This is a genomic window from Ruegeria sp. YKSF131 (genome assembly GCF_059612645.1).
In genome coordinates, this window is record NZ_JBXWQZ010000001.1 from 60784 (window position 1) to 87246 (window position 26463).

The 26463-nt window shown below is 57.7% G+C and carries 25 protein-coding genes and 1 tRNA gene; 13 read left to right on the forward strand and 13 right to left on the reverse strand.

The window, feature by feature from the left end; genetic code table 11:
• Positions 1 to 41: 41 nt before the first annotated feature.
• The 4 genes from AC2FLZ_RS00300 to AC2FLZ_RS00315 all read right to left on the reverse strand — a co-directional run bounded on the left by AC2FLZ_RS00300 (position 42) and on the right by AC2FLZ_RS00315 (position 3697).
• Entirely contained in the window at positions 42 to 311 is a 270-nt protein-coding gene (locus tag AC2FLZ_RS00300; protein ID WP_496881581.1) for a DksA/TraR family C4-type zinc finger protein, read from the reverse strand.
• Positions 312 to 368: 57 nt separating this feature from the next.
• Positions 369 to 1343, reverse strand: a complete 975-nt coding sequence (locus AC2FLZ_RS00305) for a Gfo/Idh/MocA family protein (RefSeq protein WP_480554715.1) — start codon at positions 1341 to 1343, stop codon at positions 369 to 371.
• Between the two features lie 277 nt (positions 1344 to 1620).
• A complete protein-coding gene (gene rpoH, locus AC2FLZ_RS00310) occupies positions 1621 to 2517 on the reverse strand; it encodes an RNA polymerase sigma factor RpoH (RefSeq protein WP_480476596.1) in 897 nt (298 codons plus the stop codon).
• Between the two features lie 142 nt (positions 2518 to 2659).
• A complete protein-coding gene (locus AC2FLZ_RS00315) occupies positions 2660 to 3697 on the reverse strand; it encodes an RluA family pseudouridine synthase (RefSeq protein ID WP_480624346.1) in 1038 nt (345 codons plus the stop codon).
• Here AC2FLZ_RS00315 and AC2FLZ_RS00320 point away from each other — a divergent pair.
• Positions 3696 to 3998: a DUF6476 family protein gene (locus AC2FLZ_RS00320; protein WP_480493405.1), complete on the forward strand. Its 303-nt coding sequence runs from the start codon at positions 3696 to 3698 to the stop codon at positions 3996 to 3998. The two genes, AC2FLZ_RS00315 and AC2FLZ_RS00320, sit on opposite strands and share 2 nt — an antisense overlap.
• A gap of 5 nt (positions 3999 to 4003) precedes the next feature.
• Here AC2FLZ_RS00320 and AC2FLZ_RS00325 read toward each other — a convergent pair whose 3' ends face one another.
• The 5 genes from AC2FLZ_RS00325 to AC2FLZ_RS00345 form a co-directional block, all read right to left on the reverse strand.
• Positions 4004 to 5911 (reverse strand): ATP-grasp fold amidoligase family protein, encoded by a 1908-nt coding sequence (locus tag AC2FLZ_RS00325; protein ID WP_496881582.1) that lies wholly within the window; start codon positions 5909 to 5911, stop codon positions 4004 to 4006.
• A 26-nt stretch (positions 5912 to 5937) separates the two neighbouring features.
• The gene (locus tag AC2FLZ_RS00330) at positions 5938 to 6957 is read right to left on the reverse strand and encodes a glycosyltransferase family 2 protein (protein WP_496881583.1); all 1020 of its coding nucleotides are present in this window, start codon (positions 6955 to 6957) and stop codon (positions 5938 to 5940) included.
• Positions 6958 to 7012: 55 nt separating this feature from the next.
• Positions 7013 to 7684, reverse strand: coding sequence for a class I SAM-dependent methyltransferase (locus AC2FLZ_RS00335; protein WP_480476586.1), 672 nt, complete (start codon positions 7682 to 7684; stop codon positions 7013 to 7015).
• 94 nt (positions 7685 to 7778) lie between these two features.
• Entirely contained in the window at positions 7779 to 9659 is a 1881-nt protein-coding gene (locus AC2FLZ_RS00340; protein WP_496881584.1) for a glycosyltransferase family 2 protein, read from the reverse strand.
• A gap of 190 nt (positions 9660 to 9849) precedes the next feature.
• Positions 9850 to 9936 (reverse strand) — tRNA-Leu (locus tag AC2FLZ_RS00345).
• 141 nt (positions 9937 to 10077) lie between these two features.
• Here AC2FLZ_RS00345 and AC2FLZ_RS00350 point away from each other — a divergent pair.
• Entirely contained in the window at positions 10078 to 10737 is a 660-nt protein-coding gene (locus tag AC2FLZ_RS00350; RefSeq protein WP_496811916.1) for a DsbA family oxidoreductase, read from the forward strand.
• A 41-nt stretch (positions 10738 to 10778) separates the two neighbouring features.
• A complete protein-coding gene (gene lipB, locus AC2FLZ_RS00355) occupies positions 10779 to 11435 on the forward strand; it encodes a lipoyl(octanoyl) transferase LipB (RefSeq protein WP_480554707.1) in 657 nt (218 codons plus the stop codon).
• A 494-nt stretch (positions 11436 to 11929) separates the two neighbouring features.
• On the opposite strand, the gene AC2FLZ_RS00360 is transcribed toward lipB, so the two are convergent.
• Complete coding sequence (locus AC2FLZ_RS00360; RefSeq protein ID WP_496881585.1) at positions 11930 to 12343, reverse strand: HIT family protein; 414 nt, start codon at positions 12341 to 12343, stop codon at positions 11930 to 11932.
• A 469-nt stretch (positions 12344 to 12812) separates the two neighbouring features.
• Here AC2FLZ_RS00360 and AC2FLZ_RS00365 point away from each other — a divergent pair, with 469 nt between their 5' ends.
• The 4 genes from AC2FLZ_RS00365 (at position 12813) to AC2FLZ_RS00380 (ending at position 17567) form a co-directional block, all read left to right on the forward strand.
• Positions 12813 to 14264 (forward strand): amidase family protein, encoded by a 1452-nt coding sequence (locus tag AC2FLZ_RS00365; protein ID WP_480554704.1) that lies wholly within the window; start codon positions 12813 to 12815, stop codon positions 14262 to 14264.
• 386 nt (positions 14265 to 14650) lie between these two features.
• Complete coding sequence (gene ctaD, locus AC2FLZ_RS00370; RefSeq protein WP_267366169.1) at positions 14651 to 16309, forward strand: cytochrome c oxidase subunit I; 1659 nt, start codon at positions 14651 to 14653, stop codon at positions 16307 to 16309.
• A gap of 122 nt (positions 16310 to 16431) precedes the next feature.
• Positions 16432 to 17031 (forward strand): 2-hydroxychromene-2-carboxylate isomerase, encoded by a 600-nt coding sequence (locus AC2FLZ_RS00375; protein WP_480622418.1) that lies wholly within the window; start codon positions 16432 to 16434, stop codon positions 17029 to 17031.
• A gap of 44 nt (positions 17032 to 17075) precedes the next feature.
• A complete protein-coding gene (locus AC2FLZ_RS00380; RefSeq protein WP_209504230.1) occupies positions 17076 to 17567 on the forward strand; it encodes a DUF2244 domain-containing protein in 492 nt (163 codons plus the stop codon).
• 21 nt (positions 17568 to 17588) lie between these two features.
• Here AC2FLZ_RS00380 and AC2FLZ_RS00385 read toward each other — a convergent pair whose 3' ends face one another.
• Positions 17589 to 18074, reverse strand: a complete 486-nt coding sequence (locus AC2FLZ_RS00385) for a GatB/YqeY domain-containing protein (protein ID WP_496881586.1) — start codon at positions 18072 to 18074, stop codon at positions 17589 to 17591.
• 183 nt (positions 18075 to 18257) lie between these two features.
• On the opposite strand from AC2FLZ_RS00385, the gene carA reads away from it, so the two are divergent.
• The gene (gene carA, locus AC2FLZ_RS00390) at positions 18258 to 19424 is read left to right on the forward strand and encodes a glutamine-hydrolyzing carbamoyl-phosphate synthase small subunit (protein ID WP_496881587.1); all 1167 of its coding nucleotides are present in this window, start codon (positions 18258 to 18260) and stop codon (positions 19422 to 19424) included.
• Between the two features lie 81 nt (positions 19425 to 19505).
• Positions 19506 to 21383, forward strand: coding sequence for a glycosyltransferase (locus AC2FLZ_RS00395; RefSeq protein ID WP_496881588.1), 1878 nt, complete (start codon positions 19506 to 19508; stop codon positions 21381 to 21383).
• 3 nt (positions 21384 to 21386) lie between these two features.
• On the opposite strand, the gene AC2FLZ_RS00400 is transcribed toward AC2FLZ_RS00395, so the two are convergent.
• Entirely contained in the window at positions 21387 to 22034 is a 648-nt protein-coding gene (locus AC2FLZ_RS00400) for a GntR family transcriptional regulator (protein WP_267363400.1), read from the reverse strand.
• Between the two features lie 100 nt (positions 22035 to 22134).
• Between AC2FLZ_RS00400 and AC2FLZ_RS00405 the strand changes: the two genes are divergently transcribed.
• The 3 genes from AC2FLZ_RS00405 (at position 22135) to AC2FLZ_RS00415 (ending at position 24386) form a co-directional block, all read left to right on the forward strand.
• Positions 22135 to 22779 (forward strand): pyrimidine 5'-nucleotidase, encoded by a 645-nt coding sequence (locus tag AC2FLZ_RS00405; RefSeq protein ID WP_496881589.1) that lies wholly within the window; start codon positions 22135 to 22137, stop codon positions 22777 to 22779.
• A gap of 87 nt (positions 22780 to 22866) precedes the next feature.
• Positions 22867 to 23115: a hypothetical protein gene (locus AC2FLZ_RS00410; RefSeq protein WP_480554699.1), complete on the forward strand. Its 249-nt coding sequence runs from the start codon at positions 22867 to 22869 to the stop codon at positions 23113 to 23115.
• A gap of 74 nt (positions 23116 to 23189) precedes the next feature.
• The gene (locus AC2FLZ_RS00415; RefSeq protein WP_480554698.1) at positions 23190 to 24386 is read left to right on the forward strand and encodes a UbiH/UbiF family hydroxylase; all 1197 of its coding nucleotides are present in this window, start codon (positions 23190 to 23192) and stop codon (positions 24384 to 24386) included.
• A 12-nt stretch (positions 24387 to 24398) separates the two neighbouring features.
• Here AC2FLZ_RS00415 and AC2FLZ_RS00420 read toward each other — a convergent pair whose 3' ends face one another.
• Positions 24399 to 25526 (reverse strand): aminotransferase class V-fold PLP-dependent enzyme, encoded by a 1128-nt coding sequence (locus AC2FLZ_RS00420; RefSeq protein WP_480624324.1) that lies wholly within the window; start codon positions 25524 to 25526, stop codon positions 24399 to 24401.
• A 230-nt stretch (positions 25527 to 25756) separates the two neighbouring features.
• On the opposite strand from AC2FLZ_RS00420, the gene hutC reads away from it, so the two are divergent.
• Positions 25757 to 26458, forward strand: coding sequence for a histidine utilization transcriptional repressor HutC (gene hutC / locus AC2FLZ_RS00425; RefSeq protein ID WP_480493423.1), 702 nt, complete (start codon positions 25757 to 25759; stop codon positions 26456 to 26458).
• Positions 26459 to 26463 lie beyond the last annotated feature (5 nt).

Sequence of the window (26463 nt, forward strand, 5' to 3'; positions counted from 1 at the left end):
CTTACATGTCTCCAATGGGCTCTTAGCAGCCGTACCTGAGATCACCTCAGCTGACTGTCCTTCGACCCCCGCCGGTTGATCCCGCCACGTGCCTTGAACGCGCCATCGCGTTCCTGCTGGCACTCAAGGCACAGCTTCACGCCCGGCAAAGCAACGCGGCGTTTTTCAGGGATCGGCTCTTCGCATTCGGCGCAATGAGTCAGGCTTTCATCTACAGGCCGCTTTTGCGCCTGCATCCGCGCCAGCTCATCCGAAATCGACGCTTCGATCTGTTCGTTTACTGCGCCGTCGCGCGCCCAGCCTCCGGCCATGGGTCATCTCCTGCTAAACGTACGCAAAAGGATAGCCGAGCCCGCGCAAAGGGCAAGTTACAGCGAAACTGCACCCGCGAACACACGATCAATCACCTCTTGCGTCCCCCGAGAAAACTCCAGCGGACAGGGATACTCTACCCCTTCCCTGACCGAGCGGCAGAAGGCCTCGACCTGAAGCTTGTAATGGTCCGCTCCGGGGAACCGGGTAACCAGTACCTCAAGCCCCGGGCGATGCAACTCGACCCGGGCTTCACCAAACACACGCGCATTAAACGGTGTTGTCAGGCGGATCAGGCCATTGTCCCCGTGAAACACCATTTCCTGATGGGGATGCATCCGAATGGACACGTAGCTTGAGTAGGTAAAACCGGGGAACTGCGCGCGAATTTCGGTGAAGATGTCGATTTCATCCTGCCAACGGATGGCTGACTGTATCGCCACAGGTTCCTGCCCCGTAGCAAACCGGGCGCCGCCGATCACGTAAACACCGATGTCACGCAATCCGCCGCCGCCCGTTTCAGCACGGTTTCGAATATTCTGGGTATCTGCCCGATTGTCGAAGCTGAACGCCCCGGTTACATGCACCAGATTTCCGATTGCGCCATCCGCAATCAGTTTGCGTGCCAATTGCCATTGGGGGTGGTGCACGATCATATACGCCTCGGCAGCAAGCAGGCCGCTTTCGTCGCGCTTTTGGATCAATGCGTCAAACTCATCCGCCTTCATTGTCATCGGCTTTTCGCAGAGCACATGTTTGCCGGCATCCAGCGCTTTCAGGCTCCATTCCACATGAAGGTGGTTCGGCAGTGGAATGTAGACCGCGTCGATACCGGGGTCTGCCAACAGCGCATCATAGCTGTCGAACATGTTCAGGTCGGGACAGAAAGACAAAAAAGGTTCAGCCTTTACCGCATCCGACGTCGCCAGCGCAGCCAATCGCGCCCCGTTGGAGGCATGTATCGCCGGTGCCATGTATTCACGCGCGAATTTCGCGGCTCCCAACACGCCAAACTGAACCGGTTTTTGCATAACGCTCTCCATAGATGTTCGAACCCCAAAGGGTTCGTTCCCCTGCGAGGTCCGCAGGATCGACCTGTCACACCGTCATCGAAATGAAACGCGTCTTTGCCCTACCATAGCTTTGACCCTGCGGCCATTCTTTTGGCTTCACAGTCAGGATAGCGGCCTCAGACGATCAACTGGTAATGAGTCGTCAGGATGCGCCGGGCATGTGCGCGTAGAGGAGGTTTCTTCGCACAAATGCAAAAAACCAGCCCGCAGCTATTGCAGCAGGCTGGTATCGTGGTCAGCTGACACCCAGCATCCCTTTTTCACGCGCAAGATCCCGCATTTTCCTTTGCAGTTTCTCGAACGCGCGAACTTCGATCTGTCGGATCCGCTCGCGGCTGACATTATATTGGGCGCTGAGGTCCTCCAGCGTCACCGGCTGATCCAGCAACCTGCGCTGAGTCAGGATATCCTTTTCACGGTCGTTCAACACGTCAAGCGCCGCAGCCAGCAACTCGCGACGCGCTTCCAGCTCATCGCGCGCCTCATAATCTCCGGCCTGGTCGGCATCTTCATCCTCAAGCCAATCCTGCCATTGCATCGTGCCTTCGCCTTCGGACCCGACCGTGGCGTTCAGAGACGCGTCCCCGCCGGACATGCGGCGGTTCATGCTGATCACTTCCTCTTCGGTCACACCCAGATCATTGGCGATTTGCGCGACATTTTCCGGACGCAAGTCGCCCTCTTCCAGGGCGCCGATGCGCGCTTTGGCTTTGCGCAGGTTAAAGAACAGCTTTTTCTGCGCCGAGGTTGTGCCCAGTTTAACCAGCGACCACGACCGCAGGATATATTCCTGAATCGAGGCGCGAATCCACCACATGGCATATGTGGCCAGACGGAAGCCTTTTTCAGGGTCAAAACGTTTGACCGCCTGCATCAGGCCCACATTGGCTTCGGAAATCACTTCGGCTTGCGGCAAACCGTAGCCGCGATATCCCATGGCAATCTTGGCCGCCAGCCGCAGGTGCGATGTCACCATCTTATGCGCGGCTTCTGTGTCCTGCTCTTCGACCCAGCGCTTGGCCAGCATATATTCTTCTTCCGGCTCAAGCAGGGGAAACTTGCGAATCTCCTGCATATAGCGGTTCAGGCCGCCCTCGGGCGTCGGCGCGGGGAGATTTGCGTAATTTGCCATTATGATGTCCCTCCGACAAATGTTTAAGTCTTTAACATAGGATATGGGTAAAGAACCCATCCTGTTCAAGAGGTGCTGCTAACAGTCTGAAATTAATCTTTCATGAAGGAAAGATAAGAAACTCTTACTCACAGGACTTTGCTTATTGTGTCAGCGGCGCGCGAAGCGCGGCAATCAGGTTCTCCATGTCTTGCGGCAGTTCGGCCTCAAACCGCAGGTGTTCGCCCGTCACCGGGTGCTCGAACCCCAATACGGCGGCGTGAAGCGCCTGCCGGGGAAAGTCGTACACGCATTCGGCAGCGGCGGGCGTAAACGCCCTGGTGGCCAGTTTCCGCTTGCCACCATAGATCGGATCCCCGACAAGCCCATGCCCGGCATGGGTCATATGAACACGGATCTGGTGCGTTCGCCCGGTCTCGAGCCAGCATTCGATCAGAGCAAGACCAGCAGGCGTGCCAAATGTTTCAACTACCCGCGTGCGTGTCACCGCGTGACGCCCGCCATGAAACAACACCGCCTGCCTTTGACGGTCGGTCTTGTGCCGCGCAAGCTGGGTGGTCACACGCATGATGTTTCCCGGCTCAAAGCTCACCCCTTTGACGCCTCGCAGACGGGGATCACTTGCATCCGGAACCCCGTAACACACAGCGCGGTAATAGCGTTCGACACTATGTGCTGCGAATTGTTCGGCCAGCCCGTGATGTGCGGCGTCTGATTTGGCGACCACCAGAAGACCGCTGGTTTCCTTGTCGATCCGGTGAACGATACCGGGGCGTTTCACCCCCCCAACACCTGACAAAGCCTCACCGCAATGGTGTAGCAAAGCGTTGACCAGCGTACCCCCGGGCGAGCCCGGCGCGGGGTGCACCACCATGCCTGCTGGCTTGTTGACGACGATCACGTCTGCGTCTTCGAAAACAACTTCAAGCGGGATGTCTTCTGCGCCGATGTGGCTGTCTTCAGCCTCGGCCACAGTTATGACGACCTGCGCCCCTTCGGACACTTTGGCCTTTGGGTCCTGCATCCGGGTTCCGTCGATCCGAACTGCGCCATCCTCGATCAGGCGCGCCAGCCGCGTGCGCGACAGGTTTTCACCGTCTGGCACATCCCGCGAAAGCGCCTTATCAAGGCGAGGCGGCGGATCGGCCGCGATCTGAAACTCAATCTGGCGGGTGCCCATGACTGTCCCTTCCGAACCCCAAGAACCGCAGGAAACCCCGCAGCTGCGATTGCTGCGGCGGATGGTCATGCTGCTGACCGCGGTGATGATTGGCGGGGTTCTAGTGACATTCGCCCTGATTGTCATCCGCCTATCGGACCGCACACCCACCTTGCCGGATCAGATCGACTTACCCGATGGTGCGCGGGCACAGGCCCTGACCATCGGGTCCAACTGGTATGCGGTCGTGACCGACGACAACCGCGTCCTGATCTTTGACAAGACGACAGGAAAGCTGCGTCAGGAAATCGCCGTCGAGTAACCGGATCAGTTCGGGAACAGACGGGTACCGACCCAGGCCTCACCCATCTGCACATCCAGTTCGGGCGTACGCATCTTACGTTTTCCGCCAAACGGGCAGAGCGTGATTTCGCCCAGATAAATCTTGTCGCCAATTACATAGAGGTCCACCCGCGCAAATTCGACACGTTGCCCGACGGCTTCGGCGATTGCGACCATATCGTCAAACACCTTTGGCTTGGGCTCGGTGTCATCGCTTGTCTGGAAATACAGCTCTTTCGGGATGAAGTTGAAATCCCGGTCGTGGATCATCTGCACATGTCCCCGAGAGCGGTCCCGGTCGACCTGAACAATCTGGACCTTTCCGGCGACAACCCAGAATTTCCAATCGATGTTGTCCTGACCTTCAGCCGCCAGATCCTCTTCAAGGAAATAGCGCGTTTCAATCGTGGAATACCACCATTCTGCCGCCCAAAACCCGTGGGGAATGGGTTTATTGTTCCAATTGGCAAGCTTTTCCTGGGCCAGGTTGCGGTCTTCTGTGTTCATGGGCCAGGTGACCCTATGGTTTTGCCCCTGCCCGTTATTGCATTTGAGCCAATAGCTGCCCGGCTCGAGGTCGAGGTCTTCCGGCAACTCAGGCGAAGATGAGACCCAATAGCGCTTCACCGGTGTAACAAGGTTCCTGGCTGGTTCCGGGATATAGTTCTCCGCCGTCAATCTGTCTGCCGGCGACACTTCAGGCATCTCGCCAAACATCTTCATGACCAGGAGTTTTTCTGTAAGCGTCTTCGGCGCACTCAAGTCTGGCAAACGGCGGTGCGCTTCAGAAAACTTAAAGATAGATAGCATCAGCGCATTCAGACGCGCCGGGTCGTTGGCAAAGTGGTCCCAACCACGCAGAAAGCCGTCGCGCGACTGATCCTGTGCTCTGTAAAGACCAAGATTTTGGATTTTATCCAACTCGAGCTGCGCGAATTTGAGGTACTCTTCGCGTTCGGATAACAAAGCAACGGACATCAATCCGCCAGTCGCTGCACTGATCTCTTCTTTCGTCGTCGTTAAGTCAGGAAGCACATCGGGGAAACTAACAGGCTTCGGCGCCCTTCTGCCGCCACGTGGCAGTGGTGCGTCGGTGGGTCTGATCCCCAAGCTGCGCAGCCTGCGGTCCAGAAATGAATAACGTTTTACACCCTTTGCAATCCACCAACGCATCCGCCGCCCCCATAGATGGACGGCTAGCGTTTCATCCTTGAGGTACTTATCGCGAAATTCCCGTGCATGAATGTCGTTCGCCTGACCCGTTTGCCGAAACGGCAAAGGGTAAAAGACCGGAGGTGGACTGGCATGCCCTATCTCGCCATGATGCTGTAAAAACCATGTCATGACCTCTGGTCCATAAACACTGTGCGCCTGATCCGAGGCATGAGGCAACTCACCAGCCTTTTTCAGGCGTTCCAGCTTTTCGCGTTCCTCACCTTCTACCCACGGGCGGATCGGGAATGGATCAAGGCTGTATTCCGTATATGCCTTCAAAGCAGGGCTATCGGATGGCAACCGCATGATCGCGTTGCAAATCGTGGTGCGATTGAAGAAACCAAACACGTGATCCGCTTTCGGGATAGGCTTCAAAGCAACGACATCTGTGTCGCACCAGAGGAAATCGGTTTTTTGCATCAGTTGCAGCCTGAATATGTCAGACTGCGGGACCGGTGTTTTGAACTGGTTGTTCATGATGAACTGCTGCGGTTCGTGAATCTCGTTCGCCGAAACCAGTTCGATACCTTCGGGTACGTTTTCGATCTCGCCATAGTGGAACAGCACGACCCTGTGTCCGTTCGCAACAAAGGACAAAAGGCACATCTGTTCCAGAAAACTGAGAGGACCTTCCAACCAGAGCATTCCGATTGTAGGAAGAGTGCTTTCCGCAGCCATATGCTGTTTCTCCGAAGGCAAGTCTTTCAGGACTCGGGCAGATTTTCGCTAGAGGACGGTTGAGTGTCCGCCGAAAGGCGCGCGTGCAATCCGCGGTCTTTTGCAACAAATTCTACAGCCGGCTTATTAACAAGCGTCTGGTAAAGCGCGTTGTATTCTGGCTGTTTGAGAAGGTCCTCGATCAACGCCTTGTGCCACAGGAATGCTTTTCGGTGCAGCCGTGCAAGCCGTTCGTCGGACTGAAATTCTGCCATCACCGCGTCAACGTCCTCCTTGTACCTGAGGATTGTCTCATCCGTCGCGCCACCCCTGTTCCAGCGGTCCCAGTATTCCGTTCCCAGCGTCTGCGAGGAGTGGTTGGCCCGCCCACGGCTGCGCTTGGCCAAATAGGCTTGTGTGGAGCGGACCGCGTAATGATTGATCTGTGCAATCTCAAATCCAAAAGGCGGTGCAACATGGTTCCCAAAGGGTGCGGGTTCTTTCGCGTGCCCTCCGGGAACAGACCGGAATACACCTGCCTGAAACTCGGACTTGGGATGCGGGTTGTGCATACCATAGCGGAGATAGACTTCACCCTGCCGGAAAAGCGATTTGACGAACCGGCGCCCCGCCCCGCCCTGCTCATACTTCAACTCACCATCGAAAAACTGCTGCGTCACTGGCGCGTCGCGCAACACATGGCGACCGCTGTTCGAGAATATCTTCCATGGAATGGAAATGACATCCACGCCCGGTGTGGCCTCGATCAGGTCGTCCACCTTATGGTTTCCGACATGAATATTCAGAAACTCATCCGCATCGCAGACATAGACCCATTTGGCTTCTTTCACGACGGGCAAACGGCGGGCCTGCCTCAGAGCTGATCTGTGAATCCCGCCCGTTCCAACGCGGTTCCTGTGAAACTCAACATGACCCAGGGCCTCAAGACGGCGCAAAATTCTGTTCGTACCGTCCGTGCAATCGTTGGTGTAAACAATGATCCTGTCGAAACCCAAAACTTTATGATGAGCCACCCATTCCAGAATGTACGGGCCCTCATTTTTCATCGCAGAGATGAGGATTTTTTCAGGCTTGTTCATCACTGCCATTCACCCCAGACGCTTAGTCGCCCTGTTTCTTGCTGTCATCTTGCGGGGTGATTTTTTCAATAGCGATCTGCGCACCAGCAATTGCCCGGATACGCAATTCACGGGGGTGTTTGCCCAGAAACTCGTTGACGGCCCGGATCACTCCGTCGCCCCACCACCCCCGGCGGTGGTAATCATCAAACGCCATGATCCCACCCGATTTGATCTTGGGAAACAACGCCTCTAGGTCCGCAGTAACACCTTCGTAAGAATGATCCCCATCGACATAGGCAAATGAAATGCTCTCATCGTCAAAAAGCTTTAATGCTGGCACCGAGAAATCGCGAATAATGCCAACCTTGCCCTCCTCGATCTCTTTTTCGAAAGACGTGACGACCTTCTGGAAGATGGCTTCCATCTTTTCGTCTTCGGTCCTGCCGACAAACGCCGTTGTATGCGATTCCTCGCCAATATGTTTCCAGGGGTCGATCAGAAACAACTGACTGGGTTCAAGCAACTTCAGGATTGTCGGAGAAAACTCGCCCTGCCAGACACCGATCTCAACAGCCACCCCACCCTTGGGAAGGCGCGTCAGGAACGTACGTCGGATCGCGTCTTTTGTATTCTTGCGTTTGGTTGCCTTGTCTGCGTTCGGTTTATTCTGGCTGCCGGGAACAGCACCGATCACTCTGGGTTCGTTTGACATCTCGACCTCACTTGCAGACGGGTATTGATTTCTCGCGAAACCCGTTTTGTTTATTGGGCAATGGCTAACATGTCGTTGCTTCAAGAACCAGAAGCTATGTCTCGTTTTTGGAAAGTGGTGGCAACTTGTCGATACCAAGCCACGGAGGCTCGAGGCTTGTAACCCGATAGTCACTCGCTTTACTCGCAAGAAAACGGTTGATAGCCGAAGACATGCCGGAATAAGACCCTTTGCCCCGCCTGTAGGATGTAAAGGCGATGCTTCCGCCCGGAGCCAGAACCCTGTCGATCCGGTTCAACAGCTGCAACATGACACGCTCGGCCCGAACCCCGCGTATGATCACGACACCAACGCTTTGATCTTCAAACAGCTTCAGCATCAAAGGCGGCAGCGCCCGGTAGACCCTCAGACGCCCAGCGACGATCGGTTCACGGAAGTACTCCAGCAATGCATAGAAGGTGCGATCCAGGGCCTGAAGTTTAGGATCTTGCGTTGTATCCTTGCAGGCGAACGTATCCCACGACAGCCCCCATGGCCCGATGATCGTCAATTGCGCAACTGCATCCAATGCAAGTATTTCTTCTACGATTTCGGTCTCGACATGCCCGATCAAAACCCAGTTCTTCTTGCCGCTGATTGACCTCAAGAACCGCTGTCGCTGCTCTTTCGTTCTTTCAACCTCCGGAGACACTGGCGGCAGGAAAGATGAGTCCTTCGGATCGAACGGCAAGTCCACCTGTTTTGCATCAGTGATTAATGCATGCTGCGCCGCCGCTTCTTCGTACTCCATGGCCGTTCCCAGGGAATCCAGCCGGGTAAACCAGGGGTAGTTATTGGGTCTTGAGTTTTCAGATTTGGACATCTTGCCCAAACGCGTCCATTTCGCAACTTGCGCGAAAGAAACTTCGGGGTCTTTGTAGGTCTCCGCAACAAAGGAAAGATCGCCTTCTTCCATCACGCCCAGATCCAGCGCCTTTATATATCGCCCCCCGGCAAAATTCTTGTACCGAGTTATGAATCCCTGTGCGGCCTCTGTTTCACGTATCTCCGAGATACGGCGCTTGTGATAAGCAACAGCTTTTTCGTGCAAGTCTCCCAGAACACGATCCGCACGTAGTTCATCATACGATTTTCCAAGGCGGTCCAATTTGGAAAGGATCGATAATTCTTCAACTTTGTTGAAGCAATGCATGTGCCAATAGGCTTGTCCCGTTGCCTCCATCTTGGGATGAAACGCGGTTGTGTTTACATCCCCCCGCAGCCGCTTCATCAGATAACTCTCGATGGATCGGACGGCATAGTGGTTCATCCTGAAAAACTGCTGCCCAAAGGCCGCGCCAGTAGTGGAATGGGACCAACCATTTCGCCGCATTGCAGGTGGCAAGGGATCTCCGTCACCATCAATCCATGCAAAGCTTTCGGCCTTACCGGCGATTGGGCCACGCGGACGGTGTGTGTTGATTGCCCGATAAGACCCGTTGTTTCTGACAAGCGATTTGAAGGCACGCACATTCTGCGGCGTCACCACCCCCAACTCTGCTGCAGATGTGAATTGTTCGATCACAAACTTGTCTTCAAACTCGACAATCCCATTGTGTCCGAACATCTGCCATATCGCGGCAAAGCCATCTGCATGTGGAAAGGTGCGAAACAGATCGTCCAGCGTACCGTCCCCAACACGGATATCGAGAAATTCGTCGACATCACAAACCAGAATCCACTCGGCTTCAGCGTACCAGGGATGTTCCATAGCGTTCGCATAGGCCGACGCCTGCGGCCCATGCTTCCAGGGACCGGGGTTATCGATATGCGCCAGAAAACCCAGTTCCTCGCATCTTTTCAAAATCGCGTCAGTGCCGTCGGAGCAGTCATTCGAGTTAACGATGAAATGCGTAAACCCGATCGAAAGGTAATACGCGATCCATTCAAGGATGAACGGCCCCTCGTCTTTCATCGTTGATATGACAAGTCTCATCGCACCTACCCGCAACCATGGCCCGCAAATTCAGGACGAAGGGAAAAATCGCATCATTGCAGAGGCATGGCGCGCTTCCCGACACATGGCTTAGTTACGGGCCACGGATTTGCAATGCAAGTGAACAGACAAGAACGGCAAAGTCAGCTTCGCATAAGCTGATCCGCACTTCACAGGATACGAAAAGATTTGGTGCGGTCGAGAAGACTCGAACTTCCACGGGTGTTACCCCACAGCGACCTCAACGCTGCGCGTCTACCAATTCCGCCACGACCGCACTGCCTGTGACTTGGTAGAGCGGCGTATAGACGTTGGCGCACGCGATGTGAAGAGGCAAAAACACACTGGTTTAAAAACCTTCGCAGCAGTCCTATCTAAGCCGGTGATCAACACAGTTTCGATCTGACAGGAGCCGCAGATGACCTCGCCCGATACCCGCGCCATCATCCAAATCGATATCGTGTCAGACGTCGTGTGCCCGTGGTGCATAGTCGGGTTTCGCCAGCTTGACGTGGCATTGAAACAGCAGGGCATCCAGGCCCAAATTCGCTGGCACCCGTTCGAATTGAACCCGAACATGCCGCCTGAAGGGCAGAACCTGCGGGAACACATCACGGAGAAATATGGCTCGACCCCCGAACAGAGCCAGCAGGCACGTGACAGGCTAACGGCGATCGGAGCAGAACTGGGGTTCACCTTCAACTTTCACGAAGACAGTCGGATCGTGAATACAATCAAGGCGCATCAGTTGCTGGATTGGGCCGAATGTCAGGGCCAGCAACACCAATTGAAGCTTGCGCTTTTCGACGCATATTTCACACGGCAACAGGATGTGTCCGACGTTGAGGCTCTGTTGCAGGCCGTCACGTCTGCCGGGCTGAACCCTGATGCCGCACGTCAGGTGCTTGAGACCGGCGAACACATCGCCTTGGTGCGAGAGAAACAGCAATTCTGGACCAGCAGGGGTATTTCAGGTGTGCCGTCCATGGTGTTTGGCGGAAAATACCTGCTGACCGGCGCGCAAGGGGTCGATACCTATTCCCGGGTGCTGCAACAGTGTTTGACCGAAGCGGCCTGACCCCTCTTCCCCTGCCCGCTACGGACGGATATGAGGCCGCCATGGAATGGAAAATCACCGATGGTCTGACCAGTTATGACGAAGCGACCGCCTTTATGGAGGCACGCGTCGCCGGGATTGCACGCGGCGACGCGGAGGAGTGCATCTGGTTACTGGAACACCCGCCGCTTTATACGGCAGGCACGTCAGCTAAGGTAGAAGACCTGACCGATCCTGACCGCTTTCCGGTTTATGCAAGCAAACGGGGCGGCGAGTACACCTATCACGGCCCCGGTCAGCGTGTGGCCTATGTCATGCTGGATCTGAACAAGCGCGGGCGCGACGTGCGCCAATTCGTGAAGCAGTTGGAAAACTGGGTGATATCGGCACTTGCCGAATTCAACGTGCATGGCGAAATACGCGACGGGCGCGTTGGTGTCTGGGTGCGGCGCGACGACAAACCGCTGACGGTGACCGGCAAACCGGCAGAGGACAAGATCGCGGCAATTGGCCTGCGTTTACGCAAATGGGTCAGCTTTCACGGTATTTCGATCAATGTCGAACCGGATCTGGAGCATTTCTCGGGCATTGTTCCCTGCGGGATCAGCGAATATGGCGTGACTTCATTGGTGGATCTGGGGCTTCCGGTCACCATGAATGATCTCGATGCGGCCTTGAAGAAAACCTTCGAGGGCGTGTTTGGTGCCTCTGATTTCTGATTCTGCCTTGGCAGAGAATCAGCTTCCGCTGCGCTTGGATACAACAATATGCATGTGCGGAAGGCTCTGTTTCCGAAACACGTCGCAATTTACCAAGAACCATTCAGTTTTACGTTATTCTTTAGGCAAGTTTTAATTCTCTAGGATACACCGGTGTTGTTAACGAGTAATATGAAACTGCCAATCAAGAGTGAGTGGTATGTTAAACCGGTGATCAAGGGCTCGCCCTCGAAATCCGAGAAGTGTTTGGTTACGAGTCTGCCGTTCCGACCCCAAATCGGAACGGCAATTCATTTCCCCCCTTCACGCTGAAACCCGTGCTCAAGCCGCAATGGTCGGGGGCAGGCGATTTCTGCGTTGTCCAGCTATGGATCCACATGGCCTGTCCCAAGGAGGGGTTTCGGGTTTTCTTGTCTCCGGTCGCGGCGACATGCACGGGCGGATGCGGGTAATTGTCCGGATTGACACCTCACAAAAAGACCAAAAGGTCTTGATTACAAAGCGATTTTTATCCTTTCCGCATGTTCAGCAATCAGGTCGAAATCACCCATTTTACCAGGTGGGCGCATCGACACCCCGTCATGACGCGGCAGGACGTGAAAATGCAGGTGGAAAACCTCCTGCCCGCCTGCGGTTTCGTTGAATTGTTGAATGGTTACACCGTCCGCGTCGAAGGCTTTCATCACTGCACGAGCCATCTTTTGAACGGTGTTCATGACCGCCGCCAGTTGGTCGGGCGTGGCATCCAGCACATTGCGGCAGGGTGTTTTGGGGATCACCAGCAAATGCCCATCAGCGCGCGGCATGATGTCCATGAAGGCCAATGTTTCGACGTCTTCGTAAACTTTTGACGAGGGTATCTCGCCGCGCAGAATTTTGGCGAAGATGTTGTCGGGATCATAATCCATGGTTGGCCATCCGTTCCTTGAGGGGCTTTTGACCGAGTTGTGGTCCACCCGCCCTGCGGGGTCAAGTCGGGGGATTGAAGGGGGAAATGTACAAATTGTACCGGGTTTTCAGAGGCCGTTGTTCGTTTTGTACAATTGGATTTGGCTTGAGATCGCATAGATCGAGACAGATGCAGGACGTTCCCGACAGGTGATGTCCGCCTACGCAGCAGAGTACAGGTTTCGCATTTCTTAATGAGACGAAAACTGGTTAAGTTCTTCAATACTTCATCAAGCTCAAGTCAAAGGTTCGCATTGCGAGTATTTGCGGTCAACTGAGTGTTCCCGAGTGTTGGTGTTTGCTGCCCGCTGACCGTTAGGCAAGACAGTGGTTTCGTCTCTGCATGATTGATATTCTAGGCGGGGTGAAAATTTGGAGAAGAACATGCTTTCCAGACGGGATTTTCTTGGCTCAACAGCGGCGAGCCTCATGTTCGCGACAGCCGGCAACCGAGCTGCGGCGCAGGTTTCGGAATTTCGGCAAGTTCTGTTGACTACGGACGGGCTCGGCCTTGCGGCACTGGTCAAGTCCGGAGACATAACGCCATCAGAGCTTTGCGACGCTGCCGTCGAAGCCGCCTTGGCGCTTGATCAGAGTCTCAATGCGATCACAACGCCGATGTACGAAGAGGCGAGAGACAAGGCCGTGGACATGCGACGGCAAGGACCGTTTGCCGGGGTTCCGTTTGTGGTGAAGGATAACCTCGATATTGCAGGGCAATACACGACCCATGGCTCGCGCGTATATCGCGACAATCACCGACCAAGGTCCGCGCCGCTGGCACTGGCCCAAGAGGCAGCCGGGCTGAACCTGATCGGAAAGAGCAATATGCCAGAGGTCGGAGCACTTCCGGTCACGGAAGGTCAACTGCTCGGACCGTGCCGCAACCCGTGGAACCTCGATCACTCCTCCGGAGGCTCAAGCGGAGGGTCCGCGGCTGCGGTCGCGGCAGGTATCGTACCGCTCGCCCATGCCAGCGACGGCGGCGGGTCCATCCGTATTCCTGCATCCTGTTGTGGTGTCTTCGGATTGAAGCCAAGCCGTCACCGTATGTTGTGGGGATCGAGTGATCAGACCACCTATGCTGCCGACAATTGCGTCAGCCGCTCCGTGCGAGACAGCGCGGTGCTTTTCGCCTTGGGGCAGGACCGGTCACCGAATGCACCGCACAGACCAATCCCGTTGATTTCTGGCCCGTCCACCAACCGGCTGAAAATCGGATTTGACCTCCGCAATTATTACGGCGACCTGCCAGATCCCGAGGTGCAGCGCGTCATCGAAGAAATGGCGCAACTCTGCGAAGACCTTGGTCATAGCGTGATTGAAACGCAAAGCCCGGTGGACGATGAGTTCGAGCTTCGCTTCAACCAGATCTTCGGGTTCCGCATGGTGGGCCTCGCCGACGCGGCGACGGCCAAGGCGGGCCGACCGCCGGAGGAAACGGGACTGCTTGACGCGTTCGTCCGCGACTGGGCCGCCTTCGCGCGCAACTTCACTCATGAAGATCAGGAAGCAGCCAGCGCATATATGCTGGATCTGGGCACCAGATATGGCGCATGGCTGTCCGCGTTTGATGTGTTTCTGTCACCGGTTACCCCGGGCACAGCACCGGTGATTGGCACGCTATTCGATGAAAGTGTCCCATTCGAGGAGATGTTCGCGCGTGTTGCGAGGTTCACGTCCTACACCCCGATTCAGAACGCGCTTGGATTGCCAGGAATGTCCGTGCCCGCAGGCCTGACCCGTGAAGGTCTGCCTATTGGCAGCCATTTCGTTGCACCCGCCGGTCGCGAAGACACACTTTTCGAACTGGCCTACGAAATCGAACAGGCGAAACCATGGTGGGCCGACTGGGCGCCTGTGTCGGTGGCCAGTCTCTAGAGCTCCATGCAATAGCAATAAGTACGTTGAAATCGAGAACGCCCAAGGAGGCAGCGACCCCTTTGTGTTCTTAAGCTACCCTTCCCTGTCCTCGATCCTGCGGAGTGGGCCGACGGCAGGCGTTCACTCCTTTCCGGTCGGCTTTGAGCGCCGGTCCCATTGCGGGCGGCATGATGACAGGTACCAGATCCGCTGTATCGCCACCCCCCGAACGCTCAGATCCCGGCCTCTTGATCGTTCCTTTTCAAGGGGGGTGCGGCCATTTATCTTGATCCAGATCAAACTCGGCCATTGAAGGTCGCCCCTACGCATTCTAAAACCAGCAGGAATCCCGCGCGTTGGAGAGGTCCGGCTGCGCGGTGTAGTTGCAACAGGAGGCACCTATAATGGCAGACGCAGCCATTCATGGTCACGACCATGAAGACCAGCGCAGCTTTTTCCAGCGCTGGTTCATGTCGACCAACCACAAGGACATCGGGATTCTGTACCTGATCGTTTCGGCTCTGGCCGGTCTGATCTCGGTTCTGATGACCGTTTACATGCGGCTCGAGCTGATGCACCCCGGTGTTCAGTACATGTGCCTTGAAGGCTTCATGGCCGACCCGTGTACGCCCAACGGGCATTTGTGGAACGTGATGATCACCTATCACGGTGTTCTGATGATGTTCTTTGTTGTCATCCCTGCCCTGTTCGGCGGATTTGGCAACTATTTCATGCCGTTGCAGATCGGCGCGCCGGATATGGCGTTCCCGCGGATGAACAACCTGTCCTTCTGGCTTTATGTTGCCGGTACCTCGCTGGGCGTCGCCTCGCTGCTGAGCCCGGGTGGGAACGATCAGATGGGTTCGGGCGTGGGCTGGGTTCTGTACCCGCCGCTGTCCACGACCGAGGGCGGCATGTCCATGGACCTTGCGATCTTTGCCGTACACGTATCGGGCGCCTCCTCGATCCTCGGCGCGATCAACATGATCACCACCTTCCTGAACATGCGTGCCCCCGGCATGACCCTGTTCAAGGTGCCGCTGTTCAGCTGGTCGATCTTCGTCACCTCGTGGCTGATTCTGCTGTCGCTGCCGGTTCTGGCGGGCGCAATCACCATGTTGCTGATGGACCGCAACTTTGGCTTTACCTTCTTTGATCCGGCCGGTGGCGGCGATCCGATCCTGTATCAGCACATCCTGTGGTTCTTTGGCCACCCGGAAGTGTATATCGTGATCCTGCCCGGTTTCGGCATCATCAGCCATGTCATCGCGACCTTCTCGCGCAAGCCGATCTTTGGCTATCTGCCGATGGTCTGGGCGATTATCGCGATCGGTGTTCTGGGCTTTGTCGTGTGGGCGCACCACATGTACACCGTCGGCATGTCGCTGCGTCAGCAGGCCTATTTCATGCTGGCCACGATGGTCATCGCGGTTCCGACGGGCGTTAAGGTCTTCTCGTGGATCGCGACCATGTGGGGCGGTTCCATCGAGTTCAAGACACCGATGCTGTTTGCCTTCGGCTTCCTGTTCCTGTTCACCGTTGGCGGTGTGACCGGTGTGGTTCTGTCGCAGGCAGGCGTGGACCGTGCCTATCACGACACCTACTATGTGGTTGCGCATTTCCACTATGTGATGAGCTTGGGTGCCGTCTTTGCGATCTTTGCGGGGATGTATTTCTACTTCGCGAAAATGACCGGTCGCCAATATTCCGAGTTCTGGGGCAAGGTTCACTTCTGGATGTTCTTCATCGGCGCCAACCTGACCTTCTTCCCGCAGCACTTCCTGGGTCGTCAGGGCATGCCGCGCCGCTACATCGACTATCCCGAGGCGTTCGCGCAGTGGAACTATGTTTCGTCGATTGGTGCGTTCATCTCGTTCGCTTCGTTCCTGCTGTTCTTCGGCATCGTGATCTACGCCCTGCTGCGTGGCGCACGCGAGACCCGGCCCAACTACTGGAACGAGTATGCGGATACGCTGGAATGGACCCTGCCCACGCCGCCGCCCGAGCACACGTTCGAGCAGCTGCCCAAGCAGGAAGACTGGGACAAGGGCCACGCGCACTGATCCCGATCTGATCCAAAGAAACCCCGCCCAGGTGGCGGGGTTTTTCTTTGCCCTCACCTCGCGTTCGCCAAGTGCCCCGAAATCAGCTATGATGTGCGGACGGAACAGTCGGAGGGTCGGCAATGCCCGAGATCGACTTTTGGTATTCCATTGGCAGCACGTACAGCTTCCTGACCGTGATGCGTCTGGACGAATGGTGCGCCGAGCATGACGCCACGGTGAACTGGCGCCCGTTCAACGTGCGTACGGTGATGTCGGCCCAGCAGAATATTCCTTTTGCCGGAAAGCCTGTGAAATCGGCTTATATGTGGCGCGACATCGAACGCCGCTGTGCCAAGTACCACATCCACGCCAACCTGCCCGCGCCCTATCCGATTTCCAATCTGCCGCTGGCCAATCAGGTTGCGGTGCTTGGAATGATGGACGGCTGGGGCGTGACGTTCACCCAGACGCTTTATCGCATCTGGTTCGAAGAAGGGGTGGAAGCCGGTAGCGAAAGTGCACTGTCCGAGGCGCTTTTGCGGTGTCAGCAGGACCCCCGACTGACCCTGGCGCGCGCGCAAGGCGACGACATCGTCGCGGCCCTTGAGGCCGAGACGGAAACCGCCGTCAAACTGGGTGTTTTCGGCGCCCCCAGCTTTGTTGTCCGGCAAGAGGTGTTCTGGGGTGACGATCGTCTGGATGACGCCCTATCCTGGTCTCGGGTCGGCCACGTCGTCTGATCAAAACCCGTCGACATGAGGCCGCGCTGCGCTATGTTCGCGGTATGCCCTACACGTGGAATCAGACCTCGGAAACCGAACAGGAACTGCGGCTTTGGCCGCATAACTCGCTGCCTCCGCGAGGGGCGATGATCACGATATTGTCGGTGTTCCTGTTTGGCCTGATCCCACTGCTGGCCACGCTTGGTTCCGTGATCCTGTGGGGGCTGCTGCCGTTTCTGCTGATCACTGTGCTGGGGCTGTGGCTGGCCATCAAGACCAACTACCGCGCCCGCAGTGTTTTCGAGGTTCTGACCCTGTCGGGCACACATGCGCGGCTGGTGCACCACACCCCCGGCAAAGAGCAGCACGAATGGTCTTGCAACCGCTATTGGGCGCGACCGGCGATGCACGAGAAAGGCGGCCCGGTGCCGCATTATGTCACCCTTGTCGGAGACGGGCGCGAGGTCGAAATCGGGGCGTTTCTGTCCGAAGATGAACGGATCACGCTTTATGACGAGCTGGTCCTAAGACTGCGCGAGCCGGTCGCGCAGTAGCAATTCACAGGGCCTAGTGCCTCAGCAATCGCCGTTTGAGGCTGCGCACAGTTGATCCTTGACCATCGGGCCGACCTTGCCGAAATCCATCCGGCCGGTATAGCGCGTCTTCAACTCGCCCATCACCTTGCCCATATCGCGGATCGAACCCGCGCCGGTTGCCGTGATGGCGGTTTGAATGGCCCTGCTGACCTCATCGTCATCCAGCTGTTTGGGTAGAAATTCCTCGATCACCTCGACTTCGCGAATCTCGCGTTCGGCCAGATCCAGGCGACCGCCCTCTTCGTAGGCGCGTGCGCTTTCCTTGCGCTGCTTGGTCATTTTTCCAAGGATTTCAAGAACCTCTGCGTCACTGCATCCCTTTGCTTCTTCATTGTCGGACGCACGTGCCGCGATGTCGCGGTCTTTGATGGCGGCGTTGATCAACCGCAGCGTCGACAGACGCTCGGCTGCTTTGTCTTTCATTGCTTGCTTCAGGGCTGCATTCACCCGTGATCGCATATCCATTTGGCTTGTCCATCCCCATGACAAAGGAACCCCGACCATATCGAAACAAAAAGCCTGACACAACCGGGGGTGAATACAGTTAACCCATTGAAAAACAACAATAGCCTAAAAATTGAACAGACTTGACCCAGACGCGCAACCCCCTTAGGTATGCGCCGATTTACCCTACAGGAGAGTCGCGCCATGGCCCCGAATGCCCCGTCCAAGCCCACCGCATGTCTGGCTTTGGCCGATGGAACCCTGTTTTACGGCGCAGGCTTCGGTGCGACCGGGCAAACTGTGGCCGAGCTGTGCTTTAACACGGCGATGACCGGATATCAGGAGATCATGACCGACCCGTCTTATGCCGGGCAGATCGTGACCTTTACATTCCCTCATATCGGCAATGTCGGTGTGAACCCCGAGGATGACGAAACCAGTGATCCGGTCGCGGCAGGCATGGTTGTGAAATGGGATCCGACCGAGCCATCAAACTGGCGCTCGACCGAGGAACTCAAGGGCTGGCTGGCGCGCCGAGGGCGCATCGCCATCGGTGGTGTCGATACCCGCCGCCTGACCCGTGCCATCCGGCAGCAGGGCGCCCCGCATGTGGCGCTGGCCCATGATCCCGAGGGAAACTTCGACATTGGGGCGCTGGTGGCTGCCGCGCGCGGCTTTGCCGGGCTGGAGGGCATGGACCTGGCCAAGGATGTCACCTGCGCACAAAGCTATCGCTGGGATGAGATGCGGTGGGCCTGGCCGGATGGGTACCAGCGTCAGAAGGCCCCCGCCCACAAGGTTGTTGCCATTGACTATGGCGCCAAGCGCAACATCCTGCGCTGCCTTGCATCCGCTGGATGTGACGTTACCGTTCTGCCCGCGACTGCGACCGCAGCCGACGTGCTGGCACATCAGCCTGACGGTGTGTTCCTGTCGAACGGTCCCGGCGATCCGGCAGCAACAGGCGAATACGCTGTTCCAATGATCAAAGAGATTCTGGAGACGACAGACCTGCCTGTGTTCGGCATCTGCCTTGGACACCAGATGCTGGCGCTGGCGCTGGGTGGTCAGACGGTCAAGATGAACCACGGCCACCATGGCGCGAACCACCCGGTCAAGGATCTGGACACCGGCAGGGTCGAGATCACCTCGATGAACCACGGTTTTGCCGTCGATGCGCAATCCCTGCCCGATGGCGTCGTGGAAACTCACCGGTCGCTGTTTGACGGCTCAAACTGCGGTATCCGCATGGCGGACCGGCCGGTCTATTCGGTGCAGTACCACCCCGAGGCATCGCCCGGACCGCAGGACAGTTTCTATCTGTTCGAGCGCTTCGCCGAGGCGATGGAAAAGAAAAAAATACAGGCATAACTGCTTGTCTGTGAAGTGTTAACCGGGCGTTAACCTTGTTCGAACAACCCTGAGCGCAGGTAACTGCGCCAGGGTTTTGTTATGGCTGAGCTTGATCTTCTGGATTTCACGTCCGCCGCACCGATCCCTGCGCCCGGGTATCGGAAACCACTGGGCACCTGCCTGCTGGAAACCGGAACCATCACCCGATCCCAGCTGGACCATGCGCTAAGCCAGCAAACCAGACAGAACGCTCCGCTGGGAGAGATACTGGTCGGCGAAGGCTATGCCACCCGGCAGGACGTGTTGAGCGCGCTGTCCGCGCAATCCGGCTGGCAGATTGCAGATCTTGAACAAATCCCGCCGATGCCGGAACTGAGCGGGCTGATGCCGGTCGACTTCTGGCTGCAACACAATGTCATCCCCTGGATGCGGATTGGCCCCCTTGTTCTGGTGGCCACGGCCCGGCCCGACCGGTTCGCAACCGTGACCGCCGAAATGCGCGAATGCGATTATGCCGTGATCCCGGTGCTGGCGGCCCCTGATCAGATCGACCGCACGATTGCGCGGCAGTTTTCGGGGTCTTTGGCCAGATCGGCGGAAACGCGGGTTGATCCCGCGCAAAGCTGCCGCAACTGGACCCTTAGGTCGCGCGTAGGGCCGTCGGTGGCCCTGTTGTGTGTGCTGGGGCTGTTTGCCTTGTTCCCGGCGTTTGGCCTGCTGGCGATGCTGGGCATGGCTGTGGGAACTCTGGTGCTTTTTGCAGTCTTTCGGACGGTTGGCACGCTGGCTTATCTTTGGCATCGTCTGAGAACGCAGCCGGACCACACCGAAGCTGCCATCACATTGCGGCAGCCCTGCGTGTCGATCATGGTGCCATTGTACAAGGAGCGCGAGATTGCAAACGCTCTGGTGCACAGGCTACAGCGGCTGACCTATCCCAAGGCGTTTCTGGATGTCATCCTTGTGCTTGAGGAAAAGGATGACGTGACGCGCAATGCCCTTGCGCAGGTGAGCCTGCCCAGTTGGATGCGCATCGTCGAGGCGCCCGAGCTGAACGGGCTGACCACCAAGCCGCGCGCCATGAATTACACGCTGGATTTCTGCCGGGGCGACTTCGTCGGCGTCTGGGACGCGGAAGACGCCCCACAACCGGATCAGATTGAGCGTGTGGTGGCGCATTTCACCCAGGCCGCGCCGGATGTTGTGTGCCTGCAAGGGGTTCTGGATTACTACAACCCGCGCAGCAACTGGCGGTCGCGCTGCTTTACCATCGAATACAACAGCTGGTTCCGCGTGATCCTGCCGGGGATCGCCCGCATGCGGCTGGTGGTGCCGCTTGGGGGCACCACGTTCTTTTTCCGTCGCGACAAACTGTTGGAACTGGGCGGCTGGGATGCCCACAATGTCACCGAGGACGCTGATCTGGGCGTAAGGCTGTGCCGGGCCGGGTACCGGACCGAAATGGTGGATACCACAACATATGAGGAGGCGAATTTCCGGGCCTGGCCCTGGGTCAAACAGCGCTCGCGCTGGCTCAAGGGGTTCATGGTCACGTATCTGGTGCATATGCGCAGCCCGCGAAAACTGTGGCGTGACCTTGGTGCCGTTAAATTTCTGGGCCTTCAGGCGTTCTTTTTGGGCACGTTGGGGCAATTTCTGCTGGCACCCATTCTCTGGGTATTCTGGCTGTCAAGCCTGGGGTTGGCCAATCCGATGGGGAATATTCTGCCGCATTCCATCTCAACCGCGCTGATCGGGCTGTTTCTGGTGGCAGAGGGGCTGAGTATCGGTGTTGGTCTGATCGCCGTATCCGCGCGTGAGCGGCGGTTTCTTTTGCCTTGGGTTCCGACGATGTTTCTGTATTTCCCGCTAGGCGTGATTGCCGGTTACAAGGCGTTGTGGGAATTGGCGACCAACCCGTTTTTCTGGGACAAGACCCAGCACGGACAGGCCAGCGAAGACGAGCCGCTGACCTGATAATCACTTGTCGCGGCGACTTGCGTCCTGTTTCAGGCGCGTCATGAACGCGATCGAGATATGATCCTTGAGCGCCCGCCCCGCCGCCTCTTCATCGCGCGCGGCAATGGCTTCGACGATGCCTTTATGTTCGCTCTGGGCAATCTCTCCGCGCCCCTGCACGGCCAGCGACGTGGTCGCCATCAAGGCCATAGTCCGGTGCACCAGATCAAGCTGCTGGACAAGGTAGCGGTTGTGCGAGGCCAGATGGATCTGTTCGTGAAAGCGCCGGTTGGCACGTGACAGCGCCATCGGATCGCCCACCAGCTTGTCATCTTCGAGAACCATGTCCTGAAGAACCCTGATCTCTTCTTCGGTGGCGTGTTTGGCAGCCAGCCGCGCGGCGAGCCCTTCCAGTTCGCGGCGCACGATATAAAGCTCGGCCATCTGGTTGTGGTCCAGCGACGCCACGATCAGTGACCGACCGTCCCGTTCCAGCAGAGACTGGGTTTCCAGGCGTTGCAACGCTTCGCGGATCGGGGTGCGCGACACCCCGAACCGTTCTGCCAGCTCGCTTTCCACCAGACGATCGCCGGGCTTGTAGACGCCGACATCAATGGCTTCGAGTATCAGGCTATAGGCATCCTTGGTGGGGGATCGGGTCTGGCTCATGGGGTATTCTGTCTCCTCGTTCGGACATGTCTATCCGTCTCTGGGGGCAGCAATCAAGTACGGCATTGAAATCACCCGGCCCGCGCCCTAAACCCAAGCCATGGTCAAACCGTCCTTCAGTCATGTCACGCAATGGGTGTTCGATCTGGACAACACCCTGTATCCGCCGCATATGCAGCTGTTCGATCAGATTGAAGTTCTGATGACGGATTATGTGGTGCAAGCCATCGGCGTGGACCGGGCCGAGGCCGACAGGCTGCGCGGGCAATACTGGCGCAAATACGGCACCACGCTGGCCGGGTTGATGGCCGAACATGATCTGGACCCCGAGCCCTATCTGCACGCGGTGCATCAGGTGGACATGAGCCATATGGACCCGGATGCAGAGCTGGCCGATCACATTCGCGCCCTGCCCGGACGGCGCATCGTCTACACCAATGGCAGCGCGCCCTACGCCGAGCGGGTCTTGCAGGCGCGCGGGCTTTCGGGGCTGTTTGATGCAATCTATGGCGTCGAACATGCCGGGTATCGGCCCAAGCCCGAGAAAGCCGCCTTTGAAGCCATCTTTGCACAGGATGGCATTCAGGCTGACAAGGCCGCGATGTTCGAGGACGACCCGCGTAATCTGGCCGCCCCGCATGAGATGGGAATGCGCACGGTTCATGTCGCCCCGGACCCGCATGAGGCCGATCACATCCACCATCACACGGACGATCTGACCGCATTTCTGGCCCGCCTGCGGTAGCCTGTCACACTGCGACGATCCGTACGTTCTGCACCCGCATGCGCAGCCCTATATGCGCTGGAGCGACGAACAGAACGGAGAAGCCCCATGAGCGCGATCGATATGCCCGGACGCCTGCCGGTTTGGCAGCGCCTTTTCTTTGCAATTCCGGTTTTCGGGTGGCTGGCCCGCGACGCGGCCAACGGCAAGGCGGAGGACCTGTATTACACCGTCGGCGCGGTCCTCAGCATGTGGGGCTGTTCCGCCATGGTGTTTGGTCTTCCCGGCCTTTACATCCCTGCCCTGATGATGGTGCCGGTGATGTTCCTGGTCCTGATCCTGATCTCGCGCGGCTGAGATACGGGACAGGATGTCACTTGGCGCAGGGGGTGGAACCGAACTAGGGTCTGCCCGAGATGATGAGAGGCGCCATGACTGACAGTTGTGACATCCTGATTTCCGGCGGTGGAATCGCCGGTCTGACCGCAGCGGCGGCGTTTGGAACCGCCGGGTTTGACGTGGTGTGCGTAGATCCCGCGCCACCGATCACCGAACGGGATGTGGACGGGTCCGACCTGCGCACCACCGCCTTTCTGCAACCTGCGCGCGGCCTGCTGGAGCAATGCGGCCTGTGGGCGCGGCTGGATGCCCATGCGGCCCCCTTGCAGATCATGCGTATTGTCGATGCCGGGGGGGACGTGCCCGAACCCCGCGTCGTACGCGATTTCAACGCCGCTGACATTTCCGAGCAACCGTTTGGCTGGAACCTGCCCAACTGGCTGTTGCGCCGGGAAATGGTCGCGCGGCTGGCAGAGCTGCCGAATGTCGATTTCCGCCCCGGCACCGGCACCGTCAGCCTGTTCACCCGCACTGCCGAAGCCCGCGTTGGCCTGAGCGACGGCAGCCGCATCCGCTGCAAGCTGGTGCTGGCCGCAGATGGGTGCAACTCTCCCATGCGCGCGGCCGCCGGTATCAAAGTGCATACAACGCGGTATGGGCAGAAAGCGCTGGCGTTCGCGGTGACGCATCCCGTACCGCACGAGAATGTCTCGACCGAGATACACAGGTCTGGCGGGCCGTTCACATTGGTTCCGCTGCCCGATTGGCAGGGGCAGCCCTCGTCCGCCATTGTCTGGATGGAACGCGGGCCAAATGCCGTTGACCTTTTGACCCTTGATGCCGAAGCGTTTGAGACTGCGATGACAGAACGGTCCTGTGGCCTGTTTGGCCCCTTGAAGCTGGCATCGCGCCGGACCATCTGGCCGATCATCAGCCAGTCCGCGGAACGGCTGGCGGGTGAGCGCATTGCCCTGATGGCCGAGGCCGCGCATGTGGTGCCGCCGATCGGCGCGCAGGGGCTGAACATGTCATTGGGCGATCTGCGCTGCCTGCTGGATCTGGCGCAATCCCAGCCCGAAGGTCTGGGCGACGCGCAGATGCTGGACGCATATCACAAGGCGCGCCACACCGAGATCGAGATGCGGGTCAAAGGGATCGACCTGCTGAACCGCGCCTCGATGATCGAGGCGCGCCCGCTGCGGGATGCGCGCGCAATGGGGCTGAGCGCGCTTTATTCTCTGCCCCCTGTGCGCAAGACGCTGATGCAGATGGGCCTTGGCGTTCGCTAAGGCCCGGCCTGTTTACAGAACCTGATCCAGCACGCGTTTCAGGCGCGCGATGGTGGCGTCTACATCATAAAGCTTGTCCAATCCGAACAGGCCCAGACGGAAGGTGCTGAAGCCTTCGGGTTCGTCACATTGCAGCGGCACCCCGGCGGCAATCTGCATCCCCAGAGCGGCAAATTTCTTGCCGTTCTGGATTTCGGGGTCCGAGGTGTAGCTGACCACAACGCCGGGTGCGCCGAAACCGTCAGCCGCCACCGAGACAATGCCATACTCCTTCAACATCGCCCGCACGCCGTCGCCCAATGCCCATTGCGCCTTGCGCAGCTTTTCGAACCCGTATCCCCTGGTTTCTGCCATGGTGTCGCGGAAAGCCAGCAGCGCATCGGTGGGCATCGTGGCGTGATAGGCGTGACCGCCATTTTCATAGGCCTGCATGATCTGGCGCCACTTCTTCAGGTCGATGGCGAAACTGTCCGAGCTTGTCTGTTCCAGACGCGCCTCGCCCCGTTCGGACAGCATGACCAGACCGGCACAAGGCGATGCGCTCCAGCCCTTTTGCGGGGCCGAGATCAGGACGTCGACGCCGGTGGCTTTCATATCCACCCAGGCACACCCGGATGCGATGCAATCCAGTACCATCAACGCACCCACCTCATGCGCCGCGCTGGCCAGGGCGGTCACATAGTCATCCGGCAGGATGACACCTGCCGCCGTTTCAACATGCGGTGCGAACACAACACCGGGTTTCTGTTCGCGAATCGTTGCGACGACCTCGTCAATCGGTGCGGGCGCAAAGGGGGACGGGCTGGTATTGCCGGTCTCGCGCGCCTTCATCACGGTGGTCGAGCTGGTCAGGGCGCCGCTTTCGATGATCTGGCTCCAGCGGTATGAAAACCACCCGTTCCGAACCACAAGGACTTCCGCCCCGCGCGCGAATTGCCGGGCGACCGCTTCCATCGCATAGGTGCCACCGCCCGGAATGACGGCCACCCCGTCTGCCTTGTACACCTCTTTCAGCATGGCAGAGATGTCGCGCATTACCCCCTGAAACTTTTGGGACATATGGTTCAGCGAGCGATCGGTGAATACGACCGAGAATTCTTCGAGCCCGTTCGGGTCAACGTTTTTCAGCAAGGCAGGCATATGGCGTCCTTTCAATATCGTGAGTGCAGTCTTGGTCTCTTTACCTTGGCCAGTAAAGCCATTTCGCGACAAATAGTGACGCCACGGAATGCGGGTAAAATCGGCCTGTTTGGTGCTGTAGGACGCTGGGAACACAAGAAAATGACGCCAACCAGTGTCACTTCCCCTTTACACTTCTGCTTGCTTCTGAACAGATGCGCACACTTTTTACTTGAAGGGATATTTTTCCTGTGACGATTCATAAGCGTATTAACTTCCAGTCCGTTCGAGATGAAGTAAAACGACGTATTGAAAGCCGCGTGTGGCCTCAGGGATCTTTGCTACCGACCGAAACGCAACTGGCGGAAGAATTCAATTGCGCCCGCGCGACGGTGAACCGCGCCCTCAGGGAACTGGCCGATCAGGGTTTCATCGAACGCAAGCGCAAAAGCGGTACGCGGGTCAAGAAAGAACCCAGCAAACACGCCAAGCTGGAATTCTCGCTGGCGCGACAGATGGTCGAAAGCCAGAATGCCGCCTATCGCTATGCGCTGGTGGAACGGACTGTCGAGGCCTGCCCCCGCTGGCTGTCCTCTCAGCTTGATGTCCCCGCCGAGACGCGGGTTCTGCATGTCGTTTGCATGCATTACGCGGACAACCGCCCGTTCCAGCTTGAAGAGCGCTGGATCAATATCGGAACCGTCCCCGATGTGGAAAAGGCCGACCTGACCCAGCAAGGACCGCATGAGTGGCTGTTGAATGCCGCTCCGTTCAACGATGCCGAGGTTGCGTTCTGCGCGATTTCCGCTGATGCAAGGCTGGCGGAATTCATGGGAACCACGGCGGGCGCGCCGATGATCCAGATGGAGCGCACCACATGGAAAGAAGACAAACCGATTACGTTTGCCCGCCTGACCCATCATCCCGGATATTACATCCGCACCAGATACTAAGGCAG

Bases quoted from the DNA above. Each gene is read 5' to 3' on its own strand.
- AC2FLZ_RS00340 (WP_496881584.1), bottom strand. From the start codon at position 9,659: ATGAGACTTGTCATATCAACGATGAAAGACGAGGGGCCGTTCATCCTT.
- AC2FLZ_RS00330 (WP_496881583.1), bottom strand. From the start codon at position 6,957: ATGAAAAATGAGGGCCCGTACATTCTGGAATGGGTGGCTCATCATAAA.
- AC2FLZ_RS00300 (WP_496881581.1), bottom strand. From the start codon at position 311: ATGGCCGGAGGCTGGGCGCGCGACGGCGCAGTAAACGAACAGATCGAA.
- AC2FLZ_RS00320 (WP_480493405.1), top strand. From the start codon at position 3,696: ATGACTGTCCCTTCCGAACCCCAAGAACCGCAGGAAACCCCGCAGCTG.
- AC2FLZ_RS00415 (WP_480554698.1), top strand. From the start codon at position 23,190: ATGACTGACAGTTGTGACATCCTGATTTCCGGCGGTGGAATCGCCGGT.
- ctaD (WP_267366169.1), top strand. From the start codon at position 14,651: ATGGCAGACGCAGCCATTCATGGTCACGACCATGAAGACCAGCGCAGC.
- AC2FLZ_RS00380 (WP_209504230.1), top strand. From the start codon at position 17,076: ATGCCCTACACGTGGAATCAGACCTCGGAAACCGAACAGGAACTGCGG.
- AC2FLZ_RS00305 (WP_480554715.1), bottom strand. From the start codon at position 1,343: ATGCAAAAACCGGTTCAGTTTGGCGTGTTGGGAGCCGCGAAATTCGCG.
- AC2FLZ_RS00420 (WP_480624324.1), bottom strand. From the start codon at position 25,526: ATGCCTGCCTTGCTGAAAAACGTTGACCCGAACGGGCTCGAAGAATTC.
- AC2FLZ_RS00325 (WP_496881582.1), bottom strand. From the start codon at position 5,911: ATGGCTGCGGAAAGCACTCTTCCTACAATCGGAATGCTCTGGTTGGAA.
- AC2FLZ_RS00365 (WP_480554704.1), top strand. From the start codon at position 12,813: ATGTTCGCGACAGCCGGCAACCGAGCTGCGGCGCAGGTTTCGGAATTT.
- lipB (WP_480554707.1), top strand. From the start codon at position 10,779: ATGGAATGGAAAATCACCGATGGTCTGACCAGTTATGACGAAGCGACC.
- AC2FLZ_RS00315 (WP_480624346.1), bottom strand. From the start codon at position 3,697: ATGGGCACCCGCCAGATTGAGTTTCAGATCGCGGCCGATCCGCCGCCT.
- carA (WP_496881587.1), top strand. From the start codon at position 18,258: ATGGCCCCGAATGCCCCGTCCAAGCCCACCGCATGTCTGGCTTTGGCC.
- AC2FLZ_RS00350 (WP_496811916.1), top strand. From the start codon at position 10,078: ATGACCTCGCCCGATACCCGCGCCATCATCCAAATCGATATCGTGTCA.
- AC2FLZ_RS00375 (WP_480622418.1), top strand. From the start codon at position 16,432: ATGCCCGAGATCGACTTTTGGTATTCCATTGGCAGCACGTACAGCTTC.
- rpoH (WP_480476596.1), bottom strand. From the start codon at position 2,517: ATGGCAAATTACGCAAATCTCCCCGCGCCGACGCCCGAGGGCGGCCTG.
- AC2FLZ_RS00335 (WP_480476586.1), bottom strand. From the start codon at position 7,684: ATGTCAAACGAACCCAGAGTGATCGGTGCTGTTCCCGGCAGCCAGAAT.
- AC2FLZ_RS00400 (WP_267363400.1), bottom strand. From the start codon at position 22,034: ATGAGCCAGACCCGATCCCCCACCAAGGATGCCTATAGCCTGATACTC.
- AC2FLZ_RS00360 (WP_496881585.1), bottom strand. From the start codon at position 12,343: ATGGATTATGATCCCGACAACATCTTCGCCAAAATTCTGCGCGGCGAG.
- AC2FLZ_RS00405 (WP_496881589.1), top strand. From the start codon at position 22,135: ATGGTCAAACCGTCCTTCAGTCATGTCACGCAATGGGTGTTCGATCTG.
- AC2FLZ_RS00385 (WP_496881586.1), bottom strand. From the start codon at position 18,074: ATGGATATGCGATCACGGGTGAATGCAGCCCTGAAGCAAGCAATGAAA.
- AC2FLZ_RS00395 (WP_496881588.1), top strand. From the start codon at position 19,506: ATGGCTGAGCTTGATCTTCTGGATTTCACGTCCGCCGCACCGATCCCT.
- AC2FLZ_RS00410 (WP_480554699.1), top strand. From the start codon at position 22,867: ATGAGCGCGATCGATATGCCCGGACGCCTGCCGGTTTGGCAGCGCCTT.